We start from the raw sequence: 23,557 nt of genomic DNA on the forward strand, positions 1-23,557 counted from the left end.
GCCGATGTCGCAAGCGACACAAAGCCTGTAGGAGCGAGGCTTGCCCGCGAAGGCATCAGCACAGCCACCGCAGATTCAGAAAGAAGGCGCTTGCCGCCGCCGCTTCCACTGACTCAGCCGCTGCTGCAGGTTCAACGGGCTATGAATCTGTTGCTGCCGCGCCCGGCTGAACAAAATCAGCATCAGCTCCGCCGTCGCCAAGGCATCGGCGCTGGCGTTATGCCGCTCGAAGACCTCCAGCTTGAACCAGTCGATCCACTCGTCCAGCCCCGCCTCGCGAAAGTGCGCCTGGGGACAAAGCAGCGGGGCGATGTCCGCCACGTCCAGAAACGGATGCTGCAACTTGTAACCCAGATGCTCTTTCAGTGCACGCCCGAGCATGTGCTGGTCGAACGGCGCATGAAAGGCCAACACCGGACTGTCGCCGACAAACTCCATGAACTCGAGCAAGGCTTGCGCCGGGTCGCTGCCCGCGGCAATGGCGCTCGGGCCCAGCCCATGAATCAACACGCTGGGGCCGAGTTTGAGTTCGGTGCATTGCAGCGTGCGCTCGAACTGCTGGCTGAAGTCGATCGCCCCATCCTCGATCACCACGGCTCCGATGGACAGCAGCCGATCCTTGTTCAGATTCAGTCCAGTGGTTTCCAGGTCGAGCACCACCCAGCGTTGCTCGCGCAGGCTGCAGTCACTCAGCTCGGCCACGGTCGGCAAGCGCTCCAGACGTTGTTGCAGTTCACCGGACAAAACGGGACTGGCCGGGCGCAGCCATGAAAACAGGCTCATAACTGATACCGCAGGGTCAGGCTGCTTTGCAGGCGCTGGGCCTGGCGCAGGGATTCACGCAGGATGCGTCGGTCCAGATGATTGAGGCTGTCGGGATCGACTCGGTTGGAGTAGGGCAAGTTCTCCCGGGTCTGTAGCTGATGTTGCTGCATGCGGGTTTGCTGGATGAAGTGGTACGCCTCTTCATAGGCCGCGCCGTCCAGCTGATCGATGACCTCTTTTTCCACCAATTGGCGAAAGCGCTCCAGGGTGTTGTTGGCATCGATGCCGTGGGCCAGGGCCAGCACTCGCGCGCCGTCGACGAATGGAGTCAGGCCCTGGAGTTTCAGGTCGAGGGTGGCTTTCTCGCCATTCTTGCGCGCCAGGACGAATTCTCGGAAACGCCCTACGGGCGGACGGTTGCGCAGGGCGTTCTCGGCCATCATGCGCTGGAACAACCGGTTGTCGCCGACCTGATCGAGAATGCCCCGGCGCAGTTGCTCACAGCCTCGCTCATCCCCCCAGACCACGCGCAGATCGAAATAGATACTCGACCCCAGCAGGTTTTCCTGTGTCGCCTCGCGGATAAACGCTGCAAAGCGTCGTGCCCACTCGATCCGGGACAAACACAGCTCGGGGTTGCCGGCCATGATGTTGCCTTTGCACAAGGTAAAGCCGCACAGTGCGAGGCTCTGATTGACCTGCTGGGCGATGGGCAGCAACTTGCCGCGAATCTCGGCGGCGTGGGCCGCATCGCGAGCTTCGAACAGAATGCCGTTGTCCTGATCGGTGTGCAGCGTCTGCTCGCGGCGGCCTTCGCTGCCGAAGCAAAGCCAACTGAACGGCACGCCGGGGTCACCTTTCTCCGCCAAGGCCAGTTCGATCACCCGGCACACGGTATGGTCGTTGAGCAGGGTGATGATATGGGTGATCTGCGTCGAGGACGCGCCGTGGGCCAGCATCCGCTCGACCAATTGGCCAATCTCGCCGCGGATCGCCACCAGGTTCTCTACCCGTTGGGCACTGCGAATGGTCCGCGCCAGGTGCACCAGATCGACCCTTTGCAGGGAAAACAGGTCGCGCTCCGAAACTACGCCGCACAGGCGCTGGTCCTTGACCAGGCAGACGTGGGCGATGTGTCGCTCGGTCATGGCGATCGCTGCGTCGAAGGCACTGTGGTCCGGCGTCAGGTAAAACGGTGCCGGGGTCATGTGCCGCTCGATGGATTCATTGAAATCACTGGTGCCGTTGGCCACCACATGCCGCAAGTCGCGCAGGGTGAAAATGCCCAGCGGCGCCTTTTGTTCATCGACCACCACAATGCTGCCGACTTGCTGATCGTGCATCAGCGTCACCGCTTCACGCAGGGGTGTGATCGGGCTGCAGGTAACTGGGTGACGCATGGCCAATTCGCCCAGCCGGGTATTGAGCGAATACTGGGTGCCGAGGGTTTCCACGGCTTTTTGCTGGACTTGCTGATTGACCTGGTCCAGCAAGCTGCTGACACCACGTAGGGCAAAGTCACGGAACGGATTGGACAGTGCGAACAGTTTGATGAACGCGAGCTTATTCAGCTGTAGGCAAAAGGTATCTTCGGCCGCCAGATGTTCGGTGCGGGTTGCACGTTCGCCCAGCAGCGCGGCAAGGGGAAAGCACTCGCCGGTGGTGATTTCGAAAGTGGTTTCGGTGCCGCCCTTGGCCGTGTGCGGGCGCTCCCCCACGACCCGGCCCTGTTTGACGATGTAGAAATGCTCGATCGGGCCATCGGCGGGTTTGATGATGCTCTCGCCGGGGGCATAAAAACGCAGCTGGCATTGCTCCACCAGATAGGCCAGGTGAGCGTTTTCCATCTGATTGAAGGGGGGGAAGCGCTGCAGGAATTGCAAAGTGCCCTGGATGTTCTGCAACACCGCGGTTTTCCCTGCCTGGGTGAAGGCGTCCGCTTTACTCATAACCATTACCGCAGTCTTTTTCTGATTGTTGTGTCGGATCGTTGTTTCAGATCGTTCCAGGCATGGTCGACCCCTGCGGGCAGGGTGCCCATTGGACGTAAGTCTAGGTAGGCAGTGCAGCGGCCGGAATATGGGAAATGTCTGACACAACGGTGGGAAAAACCTCCTACATTGTCTATTGGAAAAGATTCCGACGAAGTGCACATTGAAGTCTGCTGAGCGATGTCTGACACCCTGTGTCAGGGATCGCATCGAAAACGTTGAGAACGCCATGTCCGACCACGATATTTTGAGTGATGCCGAGCGCGAAGCGCTCAGCGCCGTCATGCTGGAACCAGACTTGCCGCCGCAGCGGGTGCTGATCGTCGATGACGATAAGGATGCCCGCGAATTGCTGTCGGAAATTCTGGGGCTCGATGGCATTCACTGCATGACGGCGGCCAGTGGCGAAACGGCGCTCAAAATGCTGGAAGAGAAGCCATCGATCGGTCTGGTGATTACCGACCTGCGGATGGGCCACGTCGACGGCCTGGAACTGATCCGCCTGGTGCGGGAGTCGCCACGCGCGGCGTTGCCGATCATCATCGTTTCCGGCGATGCCGACGTGAAGGATGCGATCGAAGCCATGCATTTGCACGTCGTGGACTTTTTGCTCAAGCCCATCGATAGCGAAAAATTGCTTGAATTGGTCAAGCATGAGCTGGGGATGGATGTGTAGCGCGGACTTCCAGGTTGGCAGCTTTTGTGGCGAGGGGGCTTGCCCCCGTTCGGCTGCGCAGCAGTCGTAGATTCTGCCGATGCGGTGTACGAAAGAATGTATGGGGCTGCTTCGCAACCCAACGGGGGCAAGCCCCCTCACCACAGGAATTGCATGTCTAGTCCTGAAACAGGTGTGAACCTATTTCAGGACTAGACAGCGTAAATGAAAAAGCCCTGATCTCTCGATCAGGGCTTTTTTACGTCCGGCTTCAGCGTTTACTCAAAGGCCATTGGCAGCTTTGAACTCGCGACGACGACGGTGCAGAACCGGCTCGGTGTAGCCGTTCGGCTGTTTAGTGCCTTCGACCACCAACTCGACCGCCGCCTGGAAGGCGATGTTGCTGTCGAAGTTGGGTGCCAGCGGGCGGTACAGCGGGTCGTTGGCGTTTTGACGGTCAACCACCGGCGCCATGCGCTTGAGGCTTTCCATCACTTGCGCTTCGGTAACGATGCCGTGGCGCAGCCAGTTGGCGATGTGCTGGCTGGAAATACGCAGCGTCGCACGGTCTTCCATCAGGCCGACGTCGTTGATGTCCGGCACTTTCGAGCAACCTACGCCCTGGTCGATCCAGCGCACCACGTAACCGAGAATGCCCTGGGCGTTGTTGTCCAGTTCGTTCTTGATCTGTTCCGCAGTCCAGCTCGGATTCACAGCCAGCGGGATAGTCAGGATGTCGTCCACCGAAGCACGCGCACGTTTGGCCAGTTCGGCCTGACGGGCGAACACGTCGACCTTGTGGTAATGCAGCGCGTGCAGCGCAGCAGCGGTCGGCGATGGAACCCAGGCGGTGTTGGCACCGGCCAATGGGTGAGCGATTTTCTGTTCCAGCATCGCTGCCATCAGGTCCGGCATGGCCCACATGCCTTTACCGATTTGGGCACGACCTTGCAGGCCGGTGCTCAAGCCAATATCGACGTTCCAGTTCTCGTAGGCACTGATCCACTTCTCGGCCTTCATGTCGGCCTTGCGCACCATCGGGCCGGCTTCCATGGAGGTGTGGATTTCATCGCCCGTGCGGTCGAGGAAACCGGTGTTGATGAACACTACGCGCTCGCTGGCAGCCTTGATGCAGGCCTTGAGGTTGACCGTGGTACGGCGCTCCTCGTCCATGATCCCGACTTTCAGCGTATTGCGCGGCAGGCCGAGGACGTCTTCGATGCGACCGAACAGCTCGTTGGTGAACGCGGCTTCTTCCGGGCCGTGCATCTTCGGCTTCACGATGTAGACCGATCCGGTACGGCTGTTCTTGCGCAAGCTGTTGCCATTGAGGCTGTGGATCGCCGCGAGGCAAGTCACCAGACCGTCGAGAATGCCTTCCGGCACTTCGTTGCCGTCTTTGTCGAGGATCGCGTCAATGGTCATCAGGTGACCGACGTTGCGCACAAACAACAGCGAGCGACCGTGCAGGCTCAGTTCGCTGCCATCGAGAGCGGTGTAGGTGCGGTCGGCGTTCATGGTGCGGGTAAAGGTCTGACCGCCCTTGGAGACTTCTTCCGACAGGTCGCCCTTCATCAGGCCGAGCCAGTTGCGGTAGATCACCACTTTGTCATCGGCATCGACTGCGGCGACCGAGTCTTCGCAGTCCATGATGGTGGTCAGCGCGGCTTCCATCAGGATGTCTTTGACACCGGCCGCGTCGGTCTGGCCGACCGGGGTGCTGGCGTCGATCTGGATTTCGAAGTGCAGGCCGTTGTTCTTCAGCAGGATCGCGGTCGGAGCCGCTGCATCGCCGTGGAACCCGATCAGTTGAGCATCGTTGTGCAGGCCGGTGTTGCTGCCACCTTTGAGGGCGACCACCAGTTTGCCGTCTACGATTTTGTAGCCGGTGGAGTCGACGTGGGAGCCGGCAGCCAATGGCGCGGCTTCGTCGAGGAAAGCGCGGGCGAAGGCAATAACCTTGTCGCCACGTACCTTGTTGTAGCCTTTGCCCTTTTCCGCGCCATCCGCTTCGCTGATGGCGTCGGTGCCGTAGAGCGCGTCATACAGCGAACCCCAGCGGGCGTTCGAGGCGTTGAGCGCGAAACGGGCGTTCATTACCGGCACCACCAACTGTGGGCCGGCCATGCGGGCGATTTCGTCATCGACGTTTTGTGTCGTTGCCTGGAAATCGGCCGCTTCTGGCAGCAGATAACCGATGTCTTGCAGGAAGGCTTTGTAGGCCACCGCATCGTGCGCAACACCTGCACGAGCCTGGTGCCAGGCATCAATGCGAGCCTGGAAATCATCGCGTTTGGCGAGTAGGGCTTTGTTCTTCGGTGCCAGGTCATGGATGACCTTGTCAGCACCGGCCCAGAACGTGTCGGCGGTGAGGCCGGTACCGGGAATGGCTTCGTTGTTCACGAAGTCGAACAGGACTTTGGCGACCTGCAGGCCACCGACTTGAACGTGTTCAGTCATTGCTTGCCTCACTCTGCTCAGCTATTTCGCTTTTCAGCTCTTCAATTTAACAATGAAGCCTCTGGCCATTTAAACCACAAACCCTTCTACCAGTACATGCCATTGCTGGCGGCTGGGTTCGTTCCGATCAACGGCATTGCGGCCTTGCTGACGGGGCTTTCAGGGTTGCGAGTGTGCCTGCGGCAGACATCGATCCAACGTTATGTAGTGCGCGCTGCGGCATACTACATGATGAATTGCGGTTGTGAAAATTAGACTAATTACGTCGTTCTGCGACCCCATGACGCATTGCAGTCATGTCGGGGAACGGGATGTTCTCAAAAAACTATTGGATTGTTCCAGTTAAATATAAAAACTTGTACACATAATCTTCGATGCCCTGCTATGGAGATGGGGCTTTTGTGGCTAGGGGGCTTGCCCCCGTTCGGCTGCGAAGCAGTCGTAGATCGCCTGATGCGAATACGCTGGAGAAACTCAAGGGGCCACTTCGCGACCCAACGGGGGCAAGCCCCCTCGCCACAACCAGCGCCTTGCCTATACTTGCCTTTCCATAACAAAAGTCATGACTAGAGGGCTGCGCCATGGACCATCTCGTACTCACGGTATTTGCCCCGGACAAGCCCGGGCAGGTCGAGCGCATTGCCCAATGCATTGCCGAGCATGGCGGCAACTGGCTGGAGAGCCGCATGTCGCGCATGGCCGGGCAGTTCGCCGGGATTCTTCGGGTAGGCGTACCGGCCGAAGCCTACGATGAACTGGTAGACGCCCTACAGGGACTGTCGACCCAGGGCATCCGCGTGATGATCGCCGAAAGCAGCATCGAACAATCCTGCACCTGGAAGCCGATTGCCATGGAACTGATGGGCAATGATCGTCCGGGCATTGTGCGGGACATTACGCGTCTGTTGAGTGAGCAAGGGGTGAGCCTGGAGCGGCTGGTGACCGAAGTGCGTCCGGCGCCGATGAGCAGCGAGCCACTGTTCCATGCCGAGGCAATTCTTGCGGTGCCCCTGACGTTGTCTTTAGAGGTGCTGCAATCGCGCCTGGAAACCCTGGCGGACGATTTGATGGTCGAATTGGTGCTGCGCAGCGAACCTTGAGCAGGTTATCCAAGTTATACGTGCACCTGCCTGTGGATAACCTGTAGAGACACCCCGCCAGCCCACGCCGGCCGGGGCTCTTCAGGATCTGATCAAAAAACCAGCAGTTTCAGTGACTTGCGCACAAACGCCGGGGATCACGCTGTGGATAACCTTGGGAAGGATGGCTACAGGCCACGGGAGACGTGGCCTGTAGAGGTTTGTACGTTTTCTGATCAGCTGCGGCGGCGCAGACTTATCCACGCGTCGATGCTGTAAACCGCCAGACCTGCCCAGATAAAGATGAACGCCACCAGCGTGCTGGACGACAAGTGTTCGCCAAACAGCAGGACGGCTTGCAACAGCACCAGCGTCGGCGCCAGGTACTGGAGAAATCCGAGGGTGGTGTAGGGCAAGTGCCGTGCGGCGGCGTTGAAACACACCAGCGGCACCAACGTCACCGGACCGGCGGCTACCAGCCACCAGGCTTCGGAGCTGGTCCAGAATGCGGCTTGCGCGCTGGTCGCCGTCGGGTTGAACAGCAGCCAGGCGACAGCAATCGGCACCAGCATCCAGGTTTCCACCACCAGCCCCGGCAGCGCCTTGACCGGCGCCTGTTTGCGGATCAGGCCGTAGAAGCCGAAGGTCAATGCCAGCACCAGCGACACCCACGGCAGACTGCCGACCTGCCACACTTGCTGCGCGACACCAACCGCCGCGAGGCCAACCGCGATCCACTGCATGCGCCTTAGCCGCTCGCCGAGGATCAGCATCCCCAGCAGCACGTTTACCAACGGGTTGATGTAGTAACCGAGGCTGGCTTCAAGCATGCGTCCATTGTTCACCGACCAGACGTAAGTCAGCCAGTTGGCCGCGATCAGCGTGCCGCTCAGGGCCAGGATCGCCAGCCGCCGTGGATTCTCACGCAGCTCACGCCACCAGCCGGGATGCTTCCAGACGAGCAGCAGCAAGGCGCCGAACAACGCAGACCAAAGCACTCGGTGGATGATGATCTCCACGGCGGGCACGCTGGCGATGGCTTTGAAGTAGAGCGGGAAAAGTCCCCAGATGATGTAGGCACTCAGGCCCAGGATGTACCCGCGACGCAGGTTTGCGGCTTGCATGAGAATCCTTGCTTAGGCAGCTAACAAAGAGGGGATTGTATAGATGTGTCATGACTTTTGTAGGCGCGAGGCTTGCTCGCGAAGAACTTTAACGCCGTTTGCCGGCTAGCCCGCATCGATCTTTTCGCGGGCAAGCCTCATTCCTGCAAGGGGCGCGGCGTCAAAAGAGTTTCAATGGCTCTTCATTCAGCGCCGCCAATTGCTCACGCAACGCCAACACTTGATCGCCCCAATAGCGTTCGGTGCCGAACCACGGAAAGCTGCGAGGGAAGGCCGGGTCGTCCCAGCGACGGGCGAGCCAGGCGCTGTAGTGCATCAACCGCAAGGCGCGCAGCGGTTCGATCAGTGCCAGTTCCCGCGGGTCGAAGTCGTGGAATTCGCTGTAGCCGTCCATCAGTTCCGACAATTGCCCCAGACATTCCTGGCGGTCACCCGCCAGCATCATCCAGATATCCTGCACCGCCGGGCCCATGCGGCAGTCGTCGAGGTCGACGATGTGGAACATTTCATCGCGGCACATCATGTTGCCGGGGTGGCAATCGCCATGTATGCGGATGTTCTGGTGTGGCGTGGCCTGGTAGACCTCTTCCACGCGCTTGAGCAAGTCGCGGGCGACGGACTCGTAGGCCGGCAGCAGACTGCGCGGTACGAAATTGCCTTCGAGCAAGGTGGCCAGTGAGTCGTGACCGAAGTTTTTCACCCCAAGCACTTCACGGTGTTCGAACGGTTTTGTAGCGCCGACCGCATGCAGACGACCCAGCAGTTGGCCCAGGCGATACAGCTGATCAAGGTTGCCCGGCTCCGGTGCGCGACCACCCCGGCGCGGGAACAGGGTGAAACGGAATCCGGCATGTTCGTGCAGGCTTTCATCGTTGTGGATCAGCGGCGCGACCACAGGTATATCGCACTCGGCAAGTTCGAAGGTGAATTGGTGTTCTTCGAGAATCGCTTCGTTGGTCCAGCGCAGCGGACGGTAAAACTTGGCGATCAGCGGCTCGGAGTCTTCGATGCCGACCTGATAGACACGGTTCTCGTAGCTGTTGAGCGCCAGAATGCGCGCGTCGCTGAGAAAGCCGATGCTTTCGACGGCATCGAGCACGAGGTCTGGGGTGAGGGTTTCAAACGGGTGGGCCATGCTGACTCCTGCGCGCGGCAGGCTGCCGCGTCCGGCCAAGCATGGTAGCGCAGACGGGGCATCTTTAGGGGGTGGGCTTGAGGTAAGTGTGGTTTGGGCTGACGCTTTCGCGGGCAAGCCTTGCTCCTACAGTAGGCGCGAGACTTGCCGCGAAGAGGCCCTGTCAGGCGCCGACGATCCCGCGATCCTCGCGGGTAATCGCCATCACCGAAGACCGCGGCTTGCCATTGGGCAGGTGTTCAGGGAATGTCGACCCGCCGTTTTCCCCCGGATGCTGAATCCCGACAAACAAGGTCTTCTGATCCGGCGAGAAGCTGATCCCCGTCACCTCACAGCCCACTGGCCCGACCATGAAACGGCGGATCTCACCGGTTGCCGGGTCGGCGCACAGCATCTGGTTATTGCCCATGCCCGCGAAGTCGCCCGCGTTGCTCGTGTCGCCGTCGGTCAGAATCCACAAGCGTCCGGCCTTGTCGAAGCCCAGGCCGTCCGGGCTGTTGAACATGTTCTGCGGGGTGATGTTTGACGAGCCGGCCTTCGGCGTGCCGGCGTGGACGCCCGGGTTGCCGGCGACCACAAACAGGTCCCAGGCAAAGCTATTCGAACCGTGATCGTCGCGGTCGGTGCGCCAGCGCAGGATCTGCCCGTAGACGTTCTTCTCGCGTGGGTTCGGGCCGCCCACCGGTTGGCCTTCTTCGCCGCGTTTGGCGTTGTTGGTCAGGGTGCAATAAACCTGGCCGTCCTTGGGGCTGACGACGATCCATTCCGGGCGGTCCATGCGCGTGGCGGTTACCACACTGGCTGCGAGACGTGCATGAATCAGCACTTCGGCCTGATCGGCAAAGCCGCTGCTGGCGTCGATGCCGTTCTTGCCGTGGGTCAGTTCGATCCACTGACCCTGGCCTTTCGGATGATCGGCGTTGCCGTCGCCCGCATCGAAACGCGCCACGTACAAGGTGCCGTGGTCCAGCAGATCGCGGTTGGCCTTGGGGTTTTTGTGGTTGATCTTGTCGCGGCTGACGAATTTATAGATGAACTCGCCACGTTCGTCGTCGCCCATGTACACCACGGCACGACCGTCGTTGGTTTCAGCCAGGGCAGCGTTTTCATGTTTGAAGCGGCCCAGCGCGGTGCGTTTGACCGGCGTCGATTGCGGATCGAACGGGTCGATTTCCACCACCCAGCCGTGGCGGTTGAGTTCGTTGGGATTTTTCGCCAGGTCGAAGCGCGGATCGTGTTGATGCCAGTTGATGTCTTTGCTGGTTGCCACTGCGCCGTAGCGTTTCTGCGCGACGTCGAATTTTTGCTCGGCATTGCTGCTGCCGAAGCAGTCGGTGAAGTTCTCTTCGCAGGTCAGATAAGTGCCCCACGGCGTTTTGCCGTTGGCGCAATTCTGGAAGGTGCCGAGGACTTTCTTGCCGTGTTTGTCGGCACTGGTTTTCAGCAGGTCGTGACCCGCTGCGGGGCCGCTCAGTTTGATGGGCGCATTACCGTGAATGCGCCGGTTGTAGCGCGAGCCCTGGACGAATTGCCACTGGCCGTTCTTGCGCTGCACTTCGATCACTGACACGCCTTCGCAGGCCAGGGCCTTGCGCACATCTTCCGCCGATTGCGGCATGCCGCCGTGGGGGTAGAGGTAGCGGTAATTGGTGTATTCGTTGTTGATCGCCATCAGCGCCCGGTCTTTGTCACCGGGGAATTCGAACAGGCTCATGCCGTCGTTGTTGTCGCCGAACTGGACTTCCTGCGCCTGGGCCGTGCCGTTACCGCTAGGGTCGAATGCCGGACCATTCTTTTGCAGAGGCTGGCCCCAGCTAATCAAAACCGAGGACTTGTAGCCCGGCGGCAGGGTGATGGTGTCGGTCGTGGCGGCGGCGATGCTGTCGAAACCCAACAATTTGCTGGAGCCGGCGCTGACGCTGGCGGCCAGCACACTGCGACTCAGCAGGTTGCCACCGAGAAACATCGCCGCACCGCAGAGGGCGCCGGCGCTGATGAAGCCACGACGGCTGAGGCCGACCATTTTTTCGAGGTCGGTGGGTTGGTTGTCTTCTAATAGGCTCACATCAGGCTCCCTGCGGGTTTTTGCAGTCACCTTAAGGGCGGTTGATGAAGCTTTTGTTGCAGTGTCTACAGGCTAGAGCGGTGTACCCAGCAGGATGTTCGATGGCGCGAACTGCACCTGCACCGGTTTACCGGCGGCAAGCCCGAGGTTTTTCAGGTGCAGCGGCTCGGCCAGGGCGCAAAGTGTCTGGCCATTGGGCAGGCCGATGCGCACTTCGCTGGGGCTGTCTTCGGCGTCGAGGATTTCTTCGATCGTGCCCTTCAGGCAATTGTTGCCATGTGTTGCAGCTTGATCGATGCCAAGCAGTTCCAGCCAACCGGCCTTGATCAGTGCGACCACTTCGGTACCCGTTTCCAGCTCCAGGCGCAGGGTGCTGTCGTGAGTGATCTGCGCGTCGATGAGCAAGCCTTCGGCCAGTTCAAGGCGGATCCGGTCGTTGCGCCCCTGTGCATCGATCGCCACGACCTTGCCGTGCAATTGATTGCGCGCGCTGGTTCTGAGCATCAGCCGACCGAGCAAGTCCAGGTCGCTGGCCTCTTCGGCGGCTTCCAGAACCTGAGCCTGCAACGCTTGCAGCTTTTGATACAGGCGCAACACGCGCTCGCCTTCGCTGGACAATTTGGCGCCACCGCCGCCCTTGCCACCAACGCTGCGCTCCACCAGTGGTTTCTGCGCGAGGTTGTTCAGCTCGTCGATGGCGTCCCACGCGGCCTTGTAACTCAGGCCGGCGCTTTTTGCGGCGCGGGTGATCGAGCCCTGTTCGGCGATGTGTTGCAGCAACGCAATGCGTTGCGGACGACGGACAATTTGCTGGGACAACAACGTAGGCAAGGACATGGCAAGGCGCTTTGGGCTGTGGCGATGGATGGGACGTTGGCGACTTGGCGTGCGGGAGTCAAGTCAGGCCCCATCGCCAGGTTTGGGGGTACGGGCCAGGCAGTAGACGTCGACCCGCGTCGCCCCCGCCGCCATCAACAGCCGGGCCAAGGCCTGTGCGGTGGCGCCGGTGGTCAGCACGTCATCCACCAGTGCGAAGTGGCGGCCCTTGACCGAAGCCGCAGGCGCCAGGGCAAAAGCGTGGCGCAGGTTCTTTTTACGTGCCTCGGCGTTCAGGTCTTGTTGCGCGCTGGTGTCCTGAGTCCTCAATAACAGCGTTTCATCGCAGGGAATGTCGAGGCCGGCGCTGAGCCAGCGGGCGAGCATCGCCGCCTGGTTGAAATCCCGCTGGCGCAGCCGCTTGGGGGCCAGCGGTACCGGTATCAGCGCGTCGGGCCGATCCAGATCTTCATCGAAGCGATGTTGCAGGAACTGAGCAAGAAGTTCGGCGAGCAGGCGGCCAAACGGCCATTTTGCGCTGTGCTTGAAGCGGGTGATCAAACTGTCGACGGGAAAGCTGTAAGTCCAGGGCGCGGCGACTCGCTCGAAGGCTGGCGGTTGTTTCAGGCATTGGCCGCACGTCAGGCCGGTGGCGGGCAAGGGCAGGGCGCAGGTATGGCATTGGTCGCCCAGCCAGGGCAGCTCGGTTTCGCAGGCCATGCAGATCGGTATGGTGTCGTCCGCGACCTCTGAGCAGAGCAAACAGGATTGTTTGTTTTTTAACCAGATGTAAACCGGTCCTTCGTATCGTGGTTGACAGTGCATGAGTCTTCCTTAAATATGCCGAACATCCGTGTCGCGTCTGTGGGTATTCCATTCCCCAGTCGCTTGCCAAGCATAACCAAGGAATCGCCCATGAGCGCCAGCACCACTGCCACCCTGCGTCACGACTGGTCTTTGGCTGAAGTCAAAGCACTCTTCGTTCAGCCATTCAATGACCTGTTGTTCCAGGCGCAAACGGTGCACCGCGCGCATTTCGACGCCAATCGCGTCCAGGTTTCTACCCTGCTGTCGATCAAGACCGGCGCGTGCCCTGAAGATTGCAAATATTGTCCGCAGTCGGGTCACTACAACACTGGCCTGGAAAAAGAAAAACTGATGGAAGTGCAGAAGGTCCTCGAAGAGGCCGCTCGCGCCAAGGCCATCGGTTCGACCCGTTTCTGCATGGGCGCGGCGTGGAAACACCCGTCGGCCAAAGACATGCCTTACGTGCTGGAGATGGTCAAAGGCGTGAAAGCCATGGGCCTGGAAACCTGCATGACCCTTGGTCGTCTCGATCAGGACCAGACCGTCGCCCTGGCCGAAGCCGGCCTGGACTACTACAACCACAACCTCGACACCTCGCCGGAGTTCTACGGCAGCATCATCACCACCCGCACTTACAGCGAGCGCCTGCAAACCCTGGCCTACGTGCGTGATTCGGGGATGAAGATCTGCTCCGGCGGCATTCTCGGCATGGGCGAGTCCCTCGACGACCGCGCCAACCTGCTGATCCAGCTGGCCAACCTGCCAGAGCATCCAGAGTCGGTGCCGATCAACATGTTGGTGAAAGTCGCCGGCACGCCGCTGGAAAATGCCGACGACGTCGATCCGTTCGACTTCATCCGCATGCTCGCCGTTGCACGCATCCTTATGCCGAAATCCCATGTCCGCCTGTCCGCCGGTCGCGAAGCGATGAACGAGCAGATGCAGGCCCTGGCGTTCTTTGCCGGCGCCAACTCGATTTTCTACGGCGAAAAACTGCTGACCACCGCCAACCCGCAGGCAGACAAGGACATGCAACTGTTCTCGCGTCTGGGCATCCTGCCGGAAGCCCGCGAAGAGCACGCCGACGAAGTGCATCAGGCCGCTATCGAACAGGCACTGGTGGAGCAGAAGAGCAGCGAGCAGTTCTATAACGCTGCTGTTTAACCCACGCAAAACCCTGTAGGAGCCTGCTTGCTGGCGATAGCATCACAACGGTCATTCAGACAGACCGTGTTGATGCTATCGCCAGCAAGCAGGCTCCTACACTCTGATCTTCGAGGCCTGCATGTCTTTCGATCTCGCCGCACGCCTTGCTGCCCGTCGTGCCGAAAACCTTTATCGCCAGCGCCCGCTGCTTGAAAGCCCTCAAGGCCCGGAAGTGGTGGTCGATGGTCAACCATTGCTGGCGTTCTGTAACAACGATTACCTGGGGCTGGCCAATCATCCGCAAGTGATCGAAGCCTGGCGTGCCGGCGCGTCTTGTTGGGGCGTGGGCGGTGGTGCTTCACATCTGGTGATTGGCCACAGCGGCCCGCATCACGCGCTGGAAGAAGCCCTTGCCGAATTCACCGGACGTCCGCGCGCATTGCTGTTCACCACCGGCTACATGGCCAACCTCGGTGCGGTCACTGCATTGGTCGGGCAGGGCGATACGGTGCTGGAAGACCGGCTCAATCACGCGTCGTTGCTGGATGCCGGTTTGCTGTCCGGTGCGCGTTTCAACCGCTATCTGCATAACGACGCGGCCAGTCTGGCAAAACGCCTTGAGAAGGCCACCGGCAATACGCTGGTGGTCACCGACGGCGTGTTCAGCATGGACGGCGACATCGCCGATCTGCCGGCGCTGGCGCGGGAAGCCAAGGCCAAAGGCGCCTGGTTGATGGTCGATGACGCTCACGGCTTTGGTCCGCTGGGCGCCAATGGCGGTGGGGTCGTCGAGCATTTCGGCCTGAGTCAGGAGGACGTGCCGGTGTTGGTTGGCACCCTCGGCAAGGCGTTCGGTACGGCCGGTGCTTTTGTGGCTGGCAGTGAGGAGTTGATCGAGAGCCTGATCCAGTTCGCTCGCCCCTACATCTACACCACCAGCCAGCCGCCGGCGCTGGCCTGCGCGACGCTTAAAAGCCTGGAATTGTTGCGCAGCGAACACTGGCGACGTGAGCATTTGCAGGCGCTGATTCGCCAGTTCCGCCAAGGCGCCGAGCAGATTGGCCTGGAGTTGATGGACAGCTTCACGCCGATTCAGCCGATCATGATTGGCGATGCCGGGCGCGCGGTCCGGCTGTCGCAGATGCTGCGTGAGCGTGGCTTGATGGTGACCGCGATCCGTCCACCGACCGTGCCTGCCGGCAGCGCCCGCTTGCGCGTAACCCTGACCGCCGCTCACAGCGAGGCGCAGGTGCAGCTATTGTTAAATGGACTGGCCGATTGTTTTCAACAACTGGGACCGGAGCCAAGCCATGCGTGATCGTCTGATTCTGCTGCCGGGCTGGGGTCTCGGGATTTCGCCGCTGGAACCCTTGGCGGCTGCCTTGCAAGGCTTGGATGAGCATCTGCGCGTCGAAATCGAACCACTGCCGGAACTGGAATCGAGCGACCTTGAAGAATGGCTCGATGAACTGGATTCGACGCTGCCCCAGGATGCCTGGCTCGGTGGCTGGTCATTGGGCGGCATGCTGGCGTCCGAATTGGCGGCGAAGCGTGGTGACCGTTGCTGCGGTTTGGTGACCCTGGCGAGTAATCCTTCTTTTGTCGCCCATGAGCAGTGGTCGAGCGGGATGCCCGGCGAGACCTTCGACGCGTTTCTGGCCGGTTGCAAAGTCGACCCAGGCATAACGTTGAAACGTTTCTCGCTGCTGTGCACCCAAGGTGCCGCAGACCCGCGCGGGCTATCGCGGCTGTTGCTCGCTGGCGCACCGCTTTCGTCTCCATCGGTGCTGATGAGCGGCCTGGAGTTGCTTGCACAGCTGGATACCCGGCAAGCGTTGCAGGCGTTTCGTGGTCCGCAATTGCACTTGTTCGGTGGCCTCGACGGATTGGTCCCGGCCGAAGCGGCGGGGGATTTGCTGACGCTGCTGCCGGATGTCGAAATCGGTCTGATTGAACAGGCCAGCCACGCGTTTCTTCTGGAAGACCCCCATGGTGTGGCGGGGGCGATTCAGGCCTTTTTGCATGAGTCCGGTGATGACTGATTTGTCCCTTCCCAACCTGCCCGGCGGCTTGCCCGATAAACGCCAGGTAGCGGCGTCCTTTTCCCGAGCGGCAGCGAGCTACGACAGCGTGGCCGAATTGCAGCGCGACGTTGGCAATGAATTGTTGCGTCGCTTACCGGAGGATTTTGTCCCGGGTCGATGGCTGGACATGGGTTGTGGCACCGGGTATTTCAGCCGTGCGCTCGGTGAGCGTTTTCCTGCCGGCAACGGGCTGGCCCTTGATATCGCAGAGGGGATGCTCAATCACGCCCGTCCCTTGGGCGGCGCCAACCATTTCATCGCCGGTGATGCCGAACGCTTGCCGTTGCAGGATTCGACCTGCGACCTGGTCTTCTCCAGCCTGGCGGTGCAATGGTGCGCGGATTTCGCCTCGGTGCTCAACGAAGCTCATCGGGTGCTGAAACCGGGTGGTATTTTCGCGTTTGCTAGTCTGTGTGTAGGGACTCTGTACGAATTGCGCGACAGCTGGCGTCAGGTGGATGGCATGGTGCACGTCAACCGCTTCCGCGAGTTCGGTGTTTACCAGCAGCTTTGCGCAGGCAGTGGCTTGAAGGTCATCAGCCTTGAAACACATCCACATGTGTTGCATTACCCCGATGTCCGCAGCCTGACCCATGAGCTCAAGGCACTCGGGGCGCATAACCTGAACCCCGGTCGGCCGGGCGGTTTGACCGGCAGGGCGCGAATCCTCGGCTTGATCGAGGCTTACGAGCAGTTTCGTCAGGCACAGGGACTGCCGGCGACTTATCAAGTGGTTTACGCCGTGCTGGAGAAACCCTTATGAGCGCAGCCTATTTCATCACCGGTACTGACACCGATGTCGGCAAGACCACCGTCGCCGCAGGTTTGCTGCATGCCGCGCGATTGTCAGGCTTGAGCACAGCGGCGGGTAAGCCGGTAGCCTCCGGGTGTGAGCTGACGCCCAAGGGATTACGCAACGCCGACGCACTGGCACTGCTGGCCGAATGCTCGATACCGTTGACCTACGATCAGGTCAATCCGGTCGCGTTCGAGCCGGCGATCGCACCGCATCTGGCGGCGCGGGAGGCCGGCGTGGCGTTGACCGTGCAATCGCTGCTGGCACCGATGCGGCAGATTCTCGATATGCGGGCGGACTTCACCTTGATCGAAGGCGCTGGCGGCTGGCGAGTGCCGTTGGCGGATCAAGACAATCTGTCAGACCTGGCCATGGCGCTGGATCTACCGGTGATCCTGGTGGTCGGCGTGCGCCTGGGCTGCATCAACCATGCGCTGCTGACGGCCGAGGCAATTGCTCGCGATGGTTTGCAGTTGGCGGGGTGGGTGGCGAACATCATCGATCCGAAGACCTCGCGTCTTGAAGAGAACCTGGCGACACTGGCCGAGCGGATTCCCGCGCCGTGCCTGGGGCGGGTGCCGAAACTCAAGTCGGTGACGGCCGAAGCGGTGGCCGAACATCTACAGCTGGATCTGCTGGACTGACGTTTCTGGCGTGGGTTTTACCTATGATAAGGCACTGTGCCATTAGTGTTTTTGTCGGGCCTTTTAGCGGCGTGTCTGGTTCAATGGCCGCTGTTGATCCTTTGTAGGACGAGTTCTCCCATGGAAATCTCAGGAAACACCGCTTTTTATGCCGGTCTGAGCACTATTCAGACAGGGCAGAACCGTGTCGATCAGGCTTCGGGGCAGATCGCCAACAACACCATCGAGCGTTCGGTCACCAGTCAGTCCTCCGAGGTTCAGGTCGATCGTCTACGCTCGTTAGACCGCAGCCAGCAATCGGATCTGGCCAGCAATGTGGTCGAGATGTCTCAAGGCAAGTTTCAGGTGGAACTTGGTGTCAAAGTCGCCAAGGCCTCCGATGAAATGCTCGGTACGTTGATCGATACCTTCGCCTGATTCCTCATTGAATTCACTACCCCAGCGCCGCGCCTGTTCGCGGCGTTTTTCTGCGTAAGTCCTTCTCCCTCAACTAATCTCTCCTACATGACGTGTTGCTCAATCAACGACGTTGCGCCACTGCGCGCCCAAGATTTTCATAGATCGAAGACGAACGGCAAAAGATCGGCGCTTGACAAGATTTGGGCGTAAACGTATGTTTCAAACAACTGTTTGACCGTTACAACAAATCACCACGGTCGTTCATTCCCGGTTACATCAGCAGAGGTTTATCGCTATGCCTGACTACAAGGCCCCCTTGCGTGATATTCGCTTCGTTCGTGACGAACTGCTCGGCTACGAAGCGCACTATCAGAGCCTTCCGGCTTGCCAGGACGCAACTCCGGACATGGTTGACGCCATTCTCGAAGAAGGCGCCAAGTTTTGTGAGCAGGTGCTGGCTCCGCTGAACCGTGTGGGTGACATCGAAGGCTGCACCTGGAGCGAGTCCGGCGTTAAAACTCCGACTGGCTTCAAAGAAGCCTACAAGCAATTCGTCGAAGGCGGCTGGCCAAGCCTGGCTCACGACGTAGAGCACGGCGGCCAGGGCTTGCCAGAGTCTCTGGGCCTGGCTGTCAGCGAAATGGTTGGCGAGGCCAACTGGTCGTGGGGCATGTACCCAGGCCTGTCCCATGGCGCGATGAACACCATTTCCGAACACGGCACGCCTGAGCAGCAAGAGGCTTACCTGACCAAACTGGTTTCCGGCGAATGGACCGGCACCATGTGCCTGACCGAACCGCACTGCGGCACTGACCTGGGCATGTTGCGCACCAAGGCTGAACCTCAGGCCGACGGCTCCTACAAAGTGTCCGGCACCAAGATCTTCATCTCGGCCGGTGAGCACGATATGGCCGACAACATCGTCCACATCGTTCTGGCACGTCTGCCGGACGCACCTGCCGGCACCAAAGGCATCTCGCTGTTCATCGTGCCGAAATTCCTGCCGAACGCAGATGGCTCGATCGGCGCGCGCAACGCTGTGAGCTGCGGTTCCCTGGAACACAAGATGGGCATCCACGGCAACGCCACCTGCGTGATGAACTTCGACGCGGCCACCGGTTACCTGATCGGCCCGGCGAACAAAGGCCTGAACTGCATGTTCACCTTCATGAACACCGCACGTCTGGGTACCGCGCTGCAAGGTCTGGCACACGCCGAGATCGGCTTCCAGGGCGGCCTGAAATACGCTCGCGATCGCCTGCAAATGCGCTCCCTGACTGGCCCGAAAGCGCCGGACAAAGCCGCTGACCCGATCATCGTTCACCCTGATGTTCGTCGCATGCTGTTGACCATGAAGGCGTTCGCCGAAGGCAACCGTGCGATGGTTTACTTCACCGCCAAGCAAGTCGACATCGTCAAATACGGCGTCGATGAAGAAGAGAAGAAGAAAGCCGACGCATTGCTGGCCTTCATGACGCCGATCGCCAAAGCCTTCATGACTGAAGTCGGTTTCGAATCCGCCAACCACGGCGTGCAGATCTACGGTGGCCACGGCTTCATCGCCGAGTGGGGCATGGAGCAGAACGTTCGCGACAGCCGTATTTCGATGCTGTACGAAGGCACCACCGGCATTCAGGCACTCGACCTGCTGGGCCGTAAAGTGCTGATGACTCAAGGCGAAGCGCTCAAGGGCTTCACCAAGATCGTCCACAAGTTCTGCCAGAGCAACGAAGGCAATGACGCGGTCAAAGAGTTCGTCGAGCCATTGGCTGCGCTGAACAAAGAATGGGGCGAGCTGACCATGAAGGTCGGTATGGCGGCCATGAAAGATCGCGAAGAAGTCGGCGCAGCATCCGTGGACTACCTGATGTACTCCGGTTACGCCTGCCTGGCCTACTTCTGGGCTGACATGGCGCGTCTGGCGGCCGAGAAACTGGCTGCCGGTACCACCGAAGAGGCGTTCTACACCGCCAAGCTGCAGACTGCGCGCTTCTACTTCCAGCGCATCCTGCCGCGTACCCGCACTCACGTTGCAACCATGCTGTCGGGCGCCAACAACCTGATGGACATGAAAGAAGAAGACTTCGCACTGGGTTACTAAGCCCTACGCAGTCTCTTCACAAAGCCGCTGCTTCTTCGGAAGCAGCGGCTTTTTTTATGCCTGACGCAAACGATCACGTCTTTAAATATTCCTGACTAAAACGCTAAGAAGAACGACTTTGCTGCCGTTAAAGAGGCTGCGATGTGACACGTGTCACATTGCACGTGCTTAGCTGCTCCAAATGCAGGCACAATGCCATCTTTGTTTGCCGGGTCGGAGCTTTACCCTTGCCGCGTTCTTCCGCTGTACGTTTCAGCCATTTTTTGCCATCGCTGCTGTTGTTGCTCGCGGGGCTTGCGGCTGCCTACGTCAAGGATCTCAACGTCTTCTTCACTTCGCTGTTCAACGTGCTGCCCACTCTGGTGCTGTTGCTCGGCGGTGCGTATTGCGCGGTTTATCGACGTCAGCGTGAACTGTTTCTGATGGTCACGGTGTACATCGCCTACTTCCTGCTCGACACCCAGACTGACTATTACCGCGACAACGGCAAGGTTCGTGAAGACGCCGCGGTGGTGTTCCATCTGTGCTGTCTGTTGTTGCCGTTGCTGTTTGGCTTGTTCGCTGCCTGGCAAGAGCGTACTCACCTGTTCCAGGACATGGTGGCGCGTTTCGCTGTGTTGCTGGCGTTCGGCAGTGTGGCGCTGGGGCTGGAGCAAAGTTACCCACAGGCGCTGCTGATGTGGCTGTCGGAGATCCGCTGGCCGGCGTTGCATGGTGCGTGGATGAGCCTGATCCAATTGTCTTATCCCGTGTTCATCGCCTCGTTCCTGTTATTGGCCTGGCAATACTGGCGCAACCCAAGACCTTTGCACGCGGCGCAATTGGTGGGGCTGTTGGGATTGTTCTGGATGTTGCCGAAAACCTTCATCCTGCCCTTCACCCTCAACATCATGTGCAGCCAGGTGATGTTGATGATTGCCGCCGCGGTTGCCCATGAGGCCTATCAGATGGCTTTCCGCGACGAACTCACCGGCCTGCCGGGGCGTCGCGCCCTGAACGAGCGCATGCAACGGCTGGGGCGCAATTACGTGCTGGCCATGAGCGACGTCGACCACTTCAAGAAATTCAACGACACCCACGGCCACGATGTCGGCGACCAAGTGTTGCGTCTGGTCGCCAGCAAGCTGTCGAAAATCAGTGGTGGTGGTAGGGCATATCGCTACGGCGGTGAGGAATTTGCCTTGGTGTTCGCAGGCAAGACCCTCGAAGAGTGCATGCCGCATCTGGAGGTCATCCGCGAATCCATCGCCACTTACAACATCCAGCTGCGCAATCAGGACAGCCGTCCCCAGGATGACCAGCAGGGACGCCAGCGTCGCGCGGGTTCGGGTGCCTCGAGTGTTTCGGTCACCGTCAGCATCGGCGTCGCCGAACGGCTGGAACAACGCACCCCTGAAGAAGTGCTCAAATCCGCCGACCAGGCGCTCTACAGCGCCAAGGGCGCGGGGCGAAACTGTGTGATGGCCTTCGGTCAGAACCGCCGTGGCGCAGTGCGCATGGACGCTGCTGCGGGTTGAGTGATGATGGCGCATTCAGCGTCTGGACTGTGATTGTGAGGTGTGATGCACGGCAGTAGGTTTGAGCCATCTGCTGCCGGAGAAATGACCATGCCCGAGTACAAAGCTCCCCTGCGCGACATGCGCTTTCTGATCGATCACGTCTTCGATTTTCACCGCAATTACGCCGCGCTGGGGGCCACCGATGCCAGCCCGGACATGGTCAATGCGATCCTCGAAGAAGGCGCGAAATTCTGTGAGAACGTTCTCGCACCGCTGAACCGCAGCGGCGACGAAGAAGGCTGCCATTTCGACAACGGTGTAGTCACAACGCCTACAGGTTTCAAGCAAGCATTCGCACAATACGTGGAAGGCGGCTGGCATGGTCTGGCGGCGGACCCGGCTTACGGTGGCCAGGGCCTGCCAAGTTCCTTGGGGCTGGTCATCAGCGAAATGGTCGGCTCCAGTAACACCTCCTGGGGCATGTACCCCGGCCTGACCCACGGTGCGATGTCGGCCATCCATGCCCATGGCACTGAAGAACAGAAACAGACCTACCTGAGCAAACTCACCGCAGGCCAATGGACCGGCACCATGTGCCTGACCGAAGCTCATTGCGGCACCGATCTGGGCATCATCAAGACCCGCGCCGTGCCTCAGGCCGACGGCAGTTACGCGATCTCCGGCAGCAAGATATTCATATCCGCCGGCGAACACGACATGAGTGACAACATCATTCATCTGGTGCTGGCCAAACTGCCGGACGCGCCAGCGGGGACCAAAGGTATTTCGCTGTTTATAGTGCCCAAATTCCTACCCAATGCCGAGGGCGAGGCGGGCGAGCGCAACGTCGTTTCCTGCGGCTCGATCGAACACAAAATGGGCATCAAGGCCTCGGCCACCTGCGTGCTGAATTTCGACGATGCCAAGGGCTTCTTGATCGGTGAGCCGAACAAGGGCCTGAACTGCATGTTCACCATGATGAACCACGCGCGGCTCGGCACCGGCATGCAAGGTTTGTGTCTGGGGGAGGCGAGCTTCCAGGGCGCGGTCAAATACGCCAACGACCGTCTGCAAATGCGCTCGCTGACCGGCCCGAAAGCGCCGGAAAAACCTGCCGACCCGATCATCGTGCATCCCGATGTGCGTAGGATGTTGTTGACCATGAAGGCTTTCAACGAAGGCAACCGGGCGCTGACTTACTTCACCGCACAGTTGCTGGACGCTGCGCATATGAGCCCGGATGAAACGGCGCGTCAGGACGCCGAGGATTTGCTGGCGTTCCTCACACCGATCTGCAAAGCCTTCATGACCGACACCGGGCTGGAGGTGACCAACCTTGGCATGCAGGTGTTTGGCGGCCACGGTTTCATTCGTGAGTGGGGCATGGAGCAGTTGATTCGCGACTGCCGGATCGCGCCGATCTACGAAGGCACCAACGGCATTCAGGCGCTGGATCTGCTGGGGCGCAAAGTCCTTGGCAGTCAGGGAAAACTGCTGCGCGGCTTCACCAGAATCGTCCACAAGTTCTGTGCGGCAAATGCTGAGCACCCGCAACTCGGCGGCTATGTGGCGCAACTCAACGATCTGAATCAGCAGTGGGGTGAATTGACCACCAGGATCGGCATGGCTGCGATGAAAAATCCGGATGAGGTCGGCGCCGCTTCGGTGGATTACCTGATGTACTGCGGCTACATCATCCTCGGCTACCTGTGGCTACGCATGGCGTTGGTGGCTCAGTCGCAGTTGGAGGCGGGCAGCGGTGATGCCGATTACTGCCGAGGCAAACTGGCGACCAGCGAGTTTTACTTCAAGCGTTTACTGCCGCGTACGGCTGCTCATCGGGCGGCCATCGAGGCGGGTAGCGACTGTTTGATGAAGTTGCCGGCGGAGTTGTTTGCACTTTAATCATTCAAATCAGCCATAAAGAAGCCCGCCTTGCTGCGGGCTTCTTTATGAAGAACAGGTCAGTGACTAAAAATAACAAATTGGTC

At 59.9% G+C, this 23,557-nt stretch carries 19 protein-coding genes; 11 read left to right on the forward strand and 8 right to left on the reverse strand.

The window, feature by feature from the left end; genetic code table 11:
• Positions 1-75: 75 nt before the first annotated feature.
• Both AC1RL4_RS06255 and AC1RL4_RS06260 read right to left on the reverse strand, forming a co-directional pair.
• Complete coding sequence (locus tag AC1RL4_RS06255; RefSeq protein ID WP_413697357.1) at positions 76-783, reverse strand: 3'-5' exonuclease; 708 nt, start codon at positions 781-783, stop codon at positions 76-78.
• Positions 780-2,720 carry a putative nucleotidyltransferase substrate binding domain-containing protein gene (locus AC1RL4_RS06260; RefSeq protein ID WP_230175413.1) on the reverse strand — a complete coding sequence of 647 codons (1,941 nt, stop codon included), beginning with the start codon at positions 2,718-2,720 and terminating at the stop codon, positions 780-782. The genes AC1RL4_RS06255 and AC1RL4_RS06260 overlap by 4 nt, the downstream gene beginning before the upstream one ends.
• Before the next feature lie 265 nt (positions 2,721-2,985).
• Here AC1RL4_RS06260 and AC1RL4_RS06265 point away from each other — a divergent pair, with 265 nt between their 5' ends.
• Positions 2,986-3,432 carry a response regulator gene (locus AC1RL4_RS06265; RefSeq protein WP_019580699.1) on the forward strand — a complete coding sequence of 149 codons (447 nt, stop codon included), beginning with the start codon at positions 2,986-2,988 and terminating at the stop codon, positions 3,430-3,432.
• Between the two features lie 261 nt (positions 3,433-3,693).
• On the opposite strand, the gene AC1RL4_RS06270 is transcribed toward AC1RL4_RS06265, so the two are convergent.
• Entirely contained in the window at positions 3,694-5,871 is a 2,178-nt protein-coding gene (locus AC1RL4_RS06270; RefSeq protein ID WP_230175412.1) for a malate synthase G, read from the reverse strand.
• A gap of 581 nt (positions 5,872-6,452) precedes the next feature.
• On the opposite strand from AC1RL4_RS06270, the gene AC1RL4_RS06275 reads away from it, so the two are divergent.
• The gene (locus tag AC1RL4_RS06275) at positions 6,453-6,971 is read left to right on the forward strand and encodes a glycine cleavage system transcriptional repressor (protein ID WP_493119295.1); all 519 of its coding nucleotides are present in this window, start codon (positions 6,453-6,455) and stop codon (positions 6,969-6,971) included.
• 215 nt (positions 6,972-7,186) lie between these two features.
• Here AC1RL4_RS06275 and rarD read toward each other — a convergent pair whose 3' ends face one another.
• From rarD to AC1RL4_RS06300, 5 genes are all read right to left on the reverse strand, one after another.
• Positions 7,187-8,074: an EamA family transporter RarD gene (gene rarD / locus AC1RL4_RS06280; protein WP_019580701.1), complete on the reverse strand. Its 888-nt coding sequence runs from the start codon at positions 8,072-8,074 to the stop codon at positions 7,187-7,189.
• A gap of 160 nt (positions 8,075-8,234) precedes the next feature.
• A complete protein-coding gene (locus tag AC1RL4_RS06285; RefSeq protein ID WP_018928813.1) occupies positions 8,235-9,209 on the reverse strand; it encodes a serine/threonine protein kinase in 975 nt (324 codons plus the stop codon).
• Positions 9,210-9,372: 163 nt separating this feature from the next.
• Entirely contained in the window at positions 9,373-11,274 is a 1,902-nt protein-coding gene (locus AC1RL4_RS06290; RefSeq protein WP_230175410.1) for a PhoX family protein, read from the reverse strand.
• A 72-nt stretch (positions 11,275-11,346) separates the two neighbouring features.
• Positions 11,347-12,111 carry a TOBE domain-containing protein gene (locus AC1RL4_RS06295; protein WP_493119298.1) on the reverse strand — a complete coding sequence of 255 codons (765 nt, stop codon included), beginning with the start codon at positions 12,109-12,111 and terminating at the stop codon, positions 11,347-11,349.
• A gap of 63 nt (positions 12,112-12,174) precedes the next feature.
• On the reverse strand, positions 12,175-12,915 hold the full coding sequence (locus tag AC1RL4_RS06300) for a ComF family protein (protein ID WP_493119300.1): 741 nt from the start codon (positions 12,913-12,915) through the stop codon (positions 12,175-12,177).
• Between the two features lie 90 nt (positions 12,916-13,005).
• Between AC1RL4_RS06300 and bioB the strand changes: the two genes are divergently transcribed.
• The 9 genes from bioB (at position 13,006) to AC1RL4_RS06345 (ending at position 23,471) form a co-directional block, all read left to right on the forward strand.
• Positions 13,006-14,061 carry a biotin synthase BioB gene (gene bioB / locus AC1RL4_RS06305; RefSeq protein WP_008008198.1) on the forward strand — a complete coding sequence of 352 codons (1,056 nt, stop codon included), beginning with the start codon at positions 13,006-13,008 and terminating at the stop codon, positions 14,059-14,061.
• A 121-nt stretch (positions 14,062-14,182) separates the two neighbouring features.
• Positions 14,183-15,361 carry an 8-amino-7-oxononanoate synthase gene (gene bioF / locus AC1RL4_RS06310; protein ID WP_019580704.1) on the forward strand — a complete coding sequence of 393 codons (1,179 nt, stop codon included), beginning with the start codon at positions 14,183-14,185 and terminating at the stop codon, positions 15,359-15,361.
• On the forward strand, positions 15,354-16,085 hold the full coding sequence (locus AC1RL4_RS06315; protein WP_028940261.1) for an alpha/beta fold hydrolase: 732 nt from the start codon (positions 15,354-15,356) through the stop codon (positions 16,083-16,085). Before bioF ends, AC1RL4_RS06315 begins: the two co-directional genes overlap by 8 nt.
• Entirely contained in the window at positions 16,078-16,890 is an 813-nt protein-coding gene (gene bioC, locus AC1RL4_RS06320; RefSeq protein WP_019580706.1) for a malonyl-ACP O-methyltransferase BioC, read from the forward strand. The genes AC1RL4_RS06315 and bioC overlap by 8 nt, the downstream gene beginning before the upstream one ends.
• Entirely contained in the window at positions 16,887-17,567 is a 681-nt protein-coding gene (gene bioD / locus AC1RL4_RS06325) for a dethiobiotin synthase (protein ID WP_230175406.1), read from the forward strand. The genes bioC and bioD overlap by 4 nt, the downstream gene beginning before the upstream one ends.
• A gap of 120 nt (positions 17,568-17,687) precedes the next feature.
• On the forward strand, positions 17,688-17,984 hold the full coding sequence (locus AC1RL4_RS06330) for a pyrroloquinoline quinone biosynthesis protein PqqE (protein ID WP_230175404.1): 297 nt from the start codon (positions 17,688-17,690) through the stop codon (positions 17,982-17,984).
• Positions 17,985-18,261: 277 nt separating this feature from the next.
• Entirely contained in the window at positions 18,262-20,067 is a 1,806-nt protein-coding gene (locus tag AC1RL4_RS06335) for a phenylacyl-CoA dehydrogenase (RefSeq protein WP_019580708.1), read from the forward strand.
• A 227-nt stretch (positions 20,068-20,294) separates the two neighbouring features.
• Positions 20,295-21,584 (forward strand): GGDEF domain-containing protein, encoded by a 1,290-nt coding sequence (locus AC1RL4_RS06340; RefSeq protein ID WP_018928822.1) that lies wholly within the window; start codon positions 20,295-20,297, stop codon positions 21,582-21,584.
• A gap of 90 nt (positions 21,585-21,674) precedes the next feature.
• Complete coding sequence (locus AC1RL4_RS06345; protein WP_230175402.1) at positions 21,675-23,471, forward strand: acyl-CoA dehydrogenase C-terminal domain-containing protein; 1,797 nt, start codon at positions 21,675-21,677, stop codon at positions 23,469-23,471.
• Positions 23,472-23,557: the final 86 nt, after the last annotated feature.

Source organism: Pseudomonas sp. GW822-FHT07A10 (assembly GCF_058798795.1).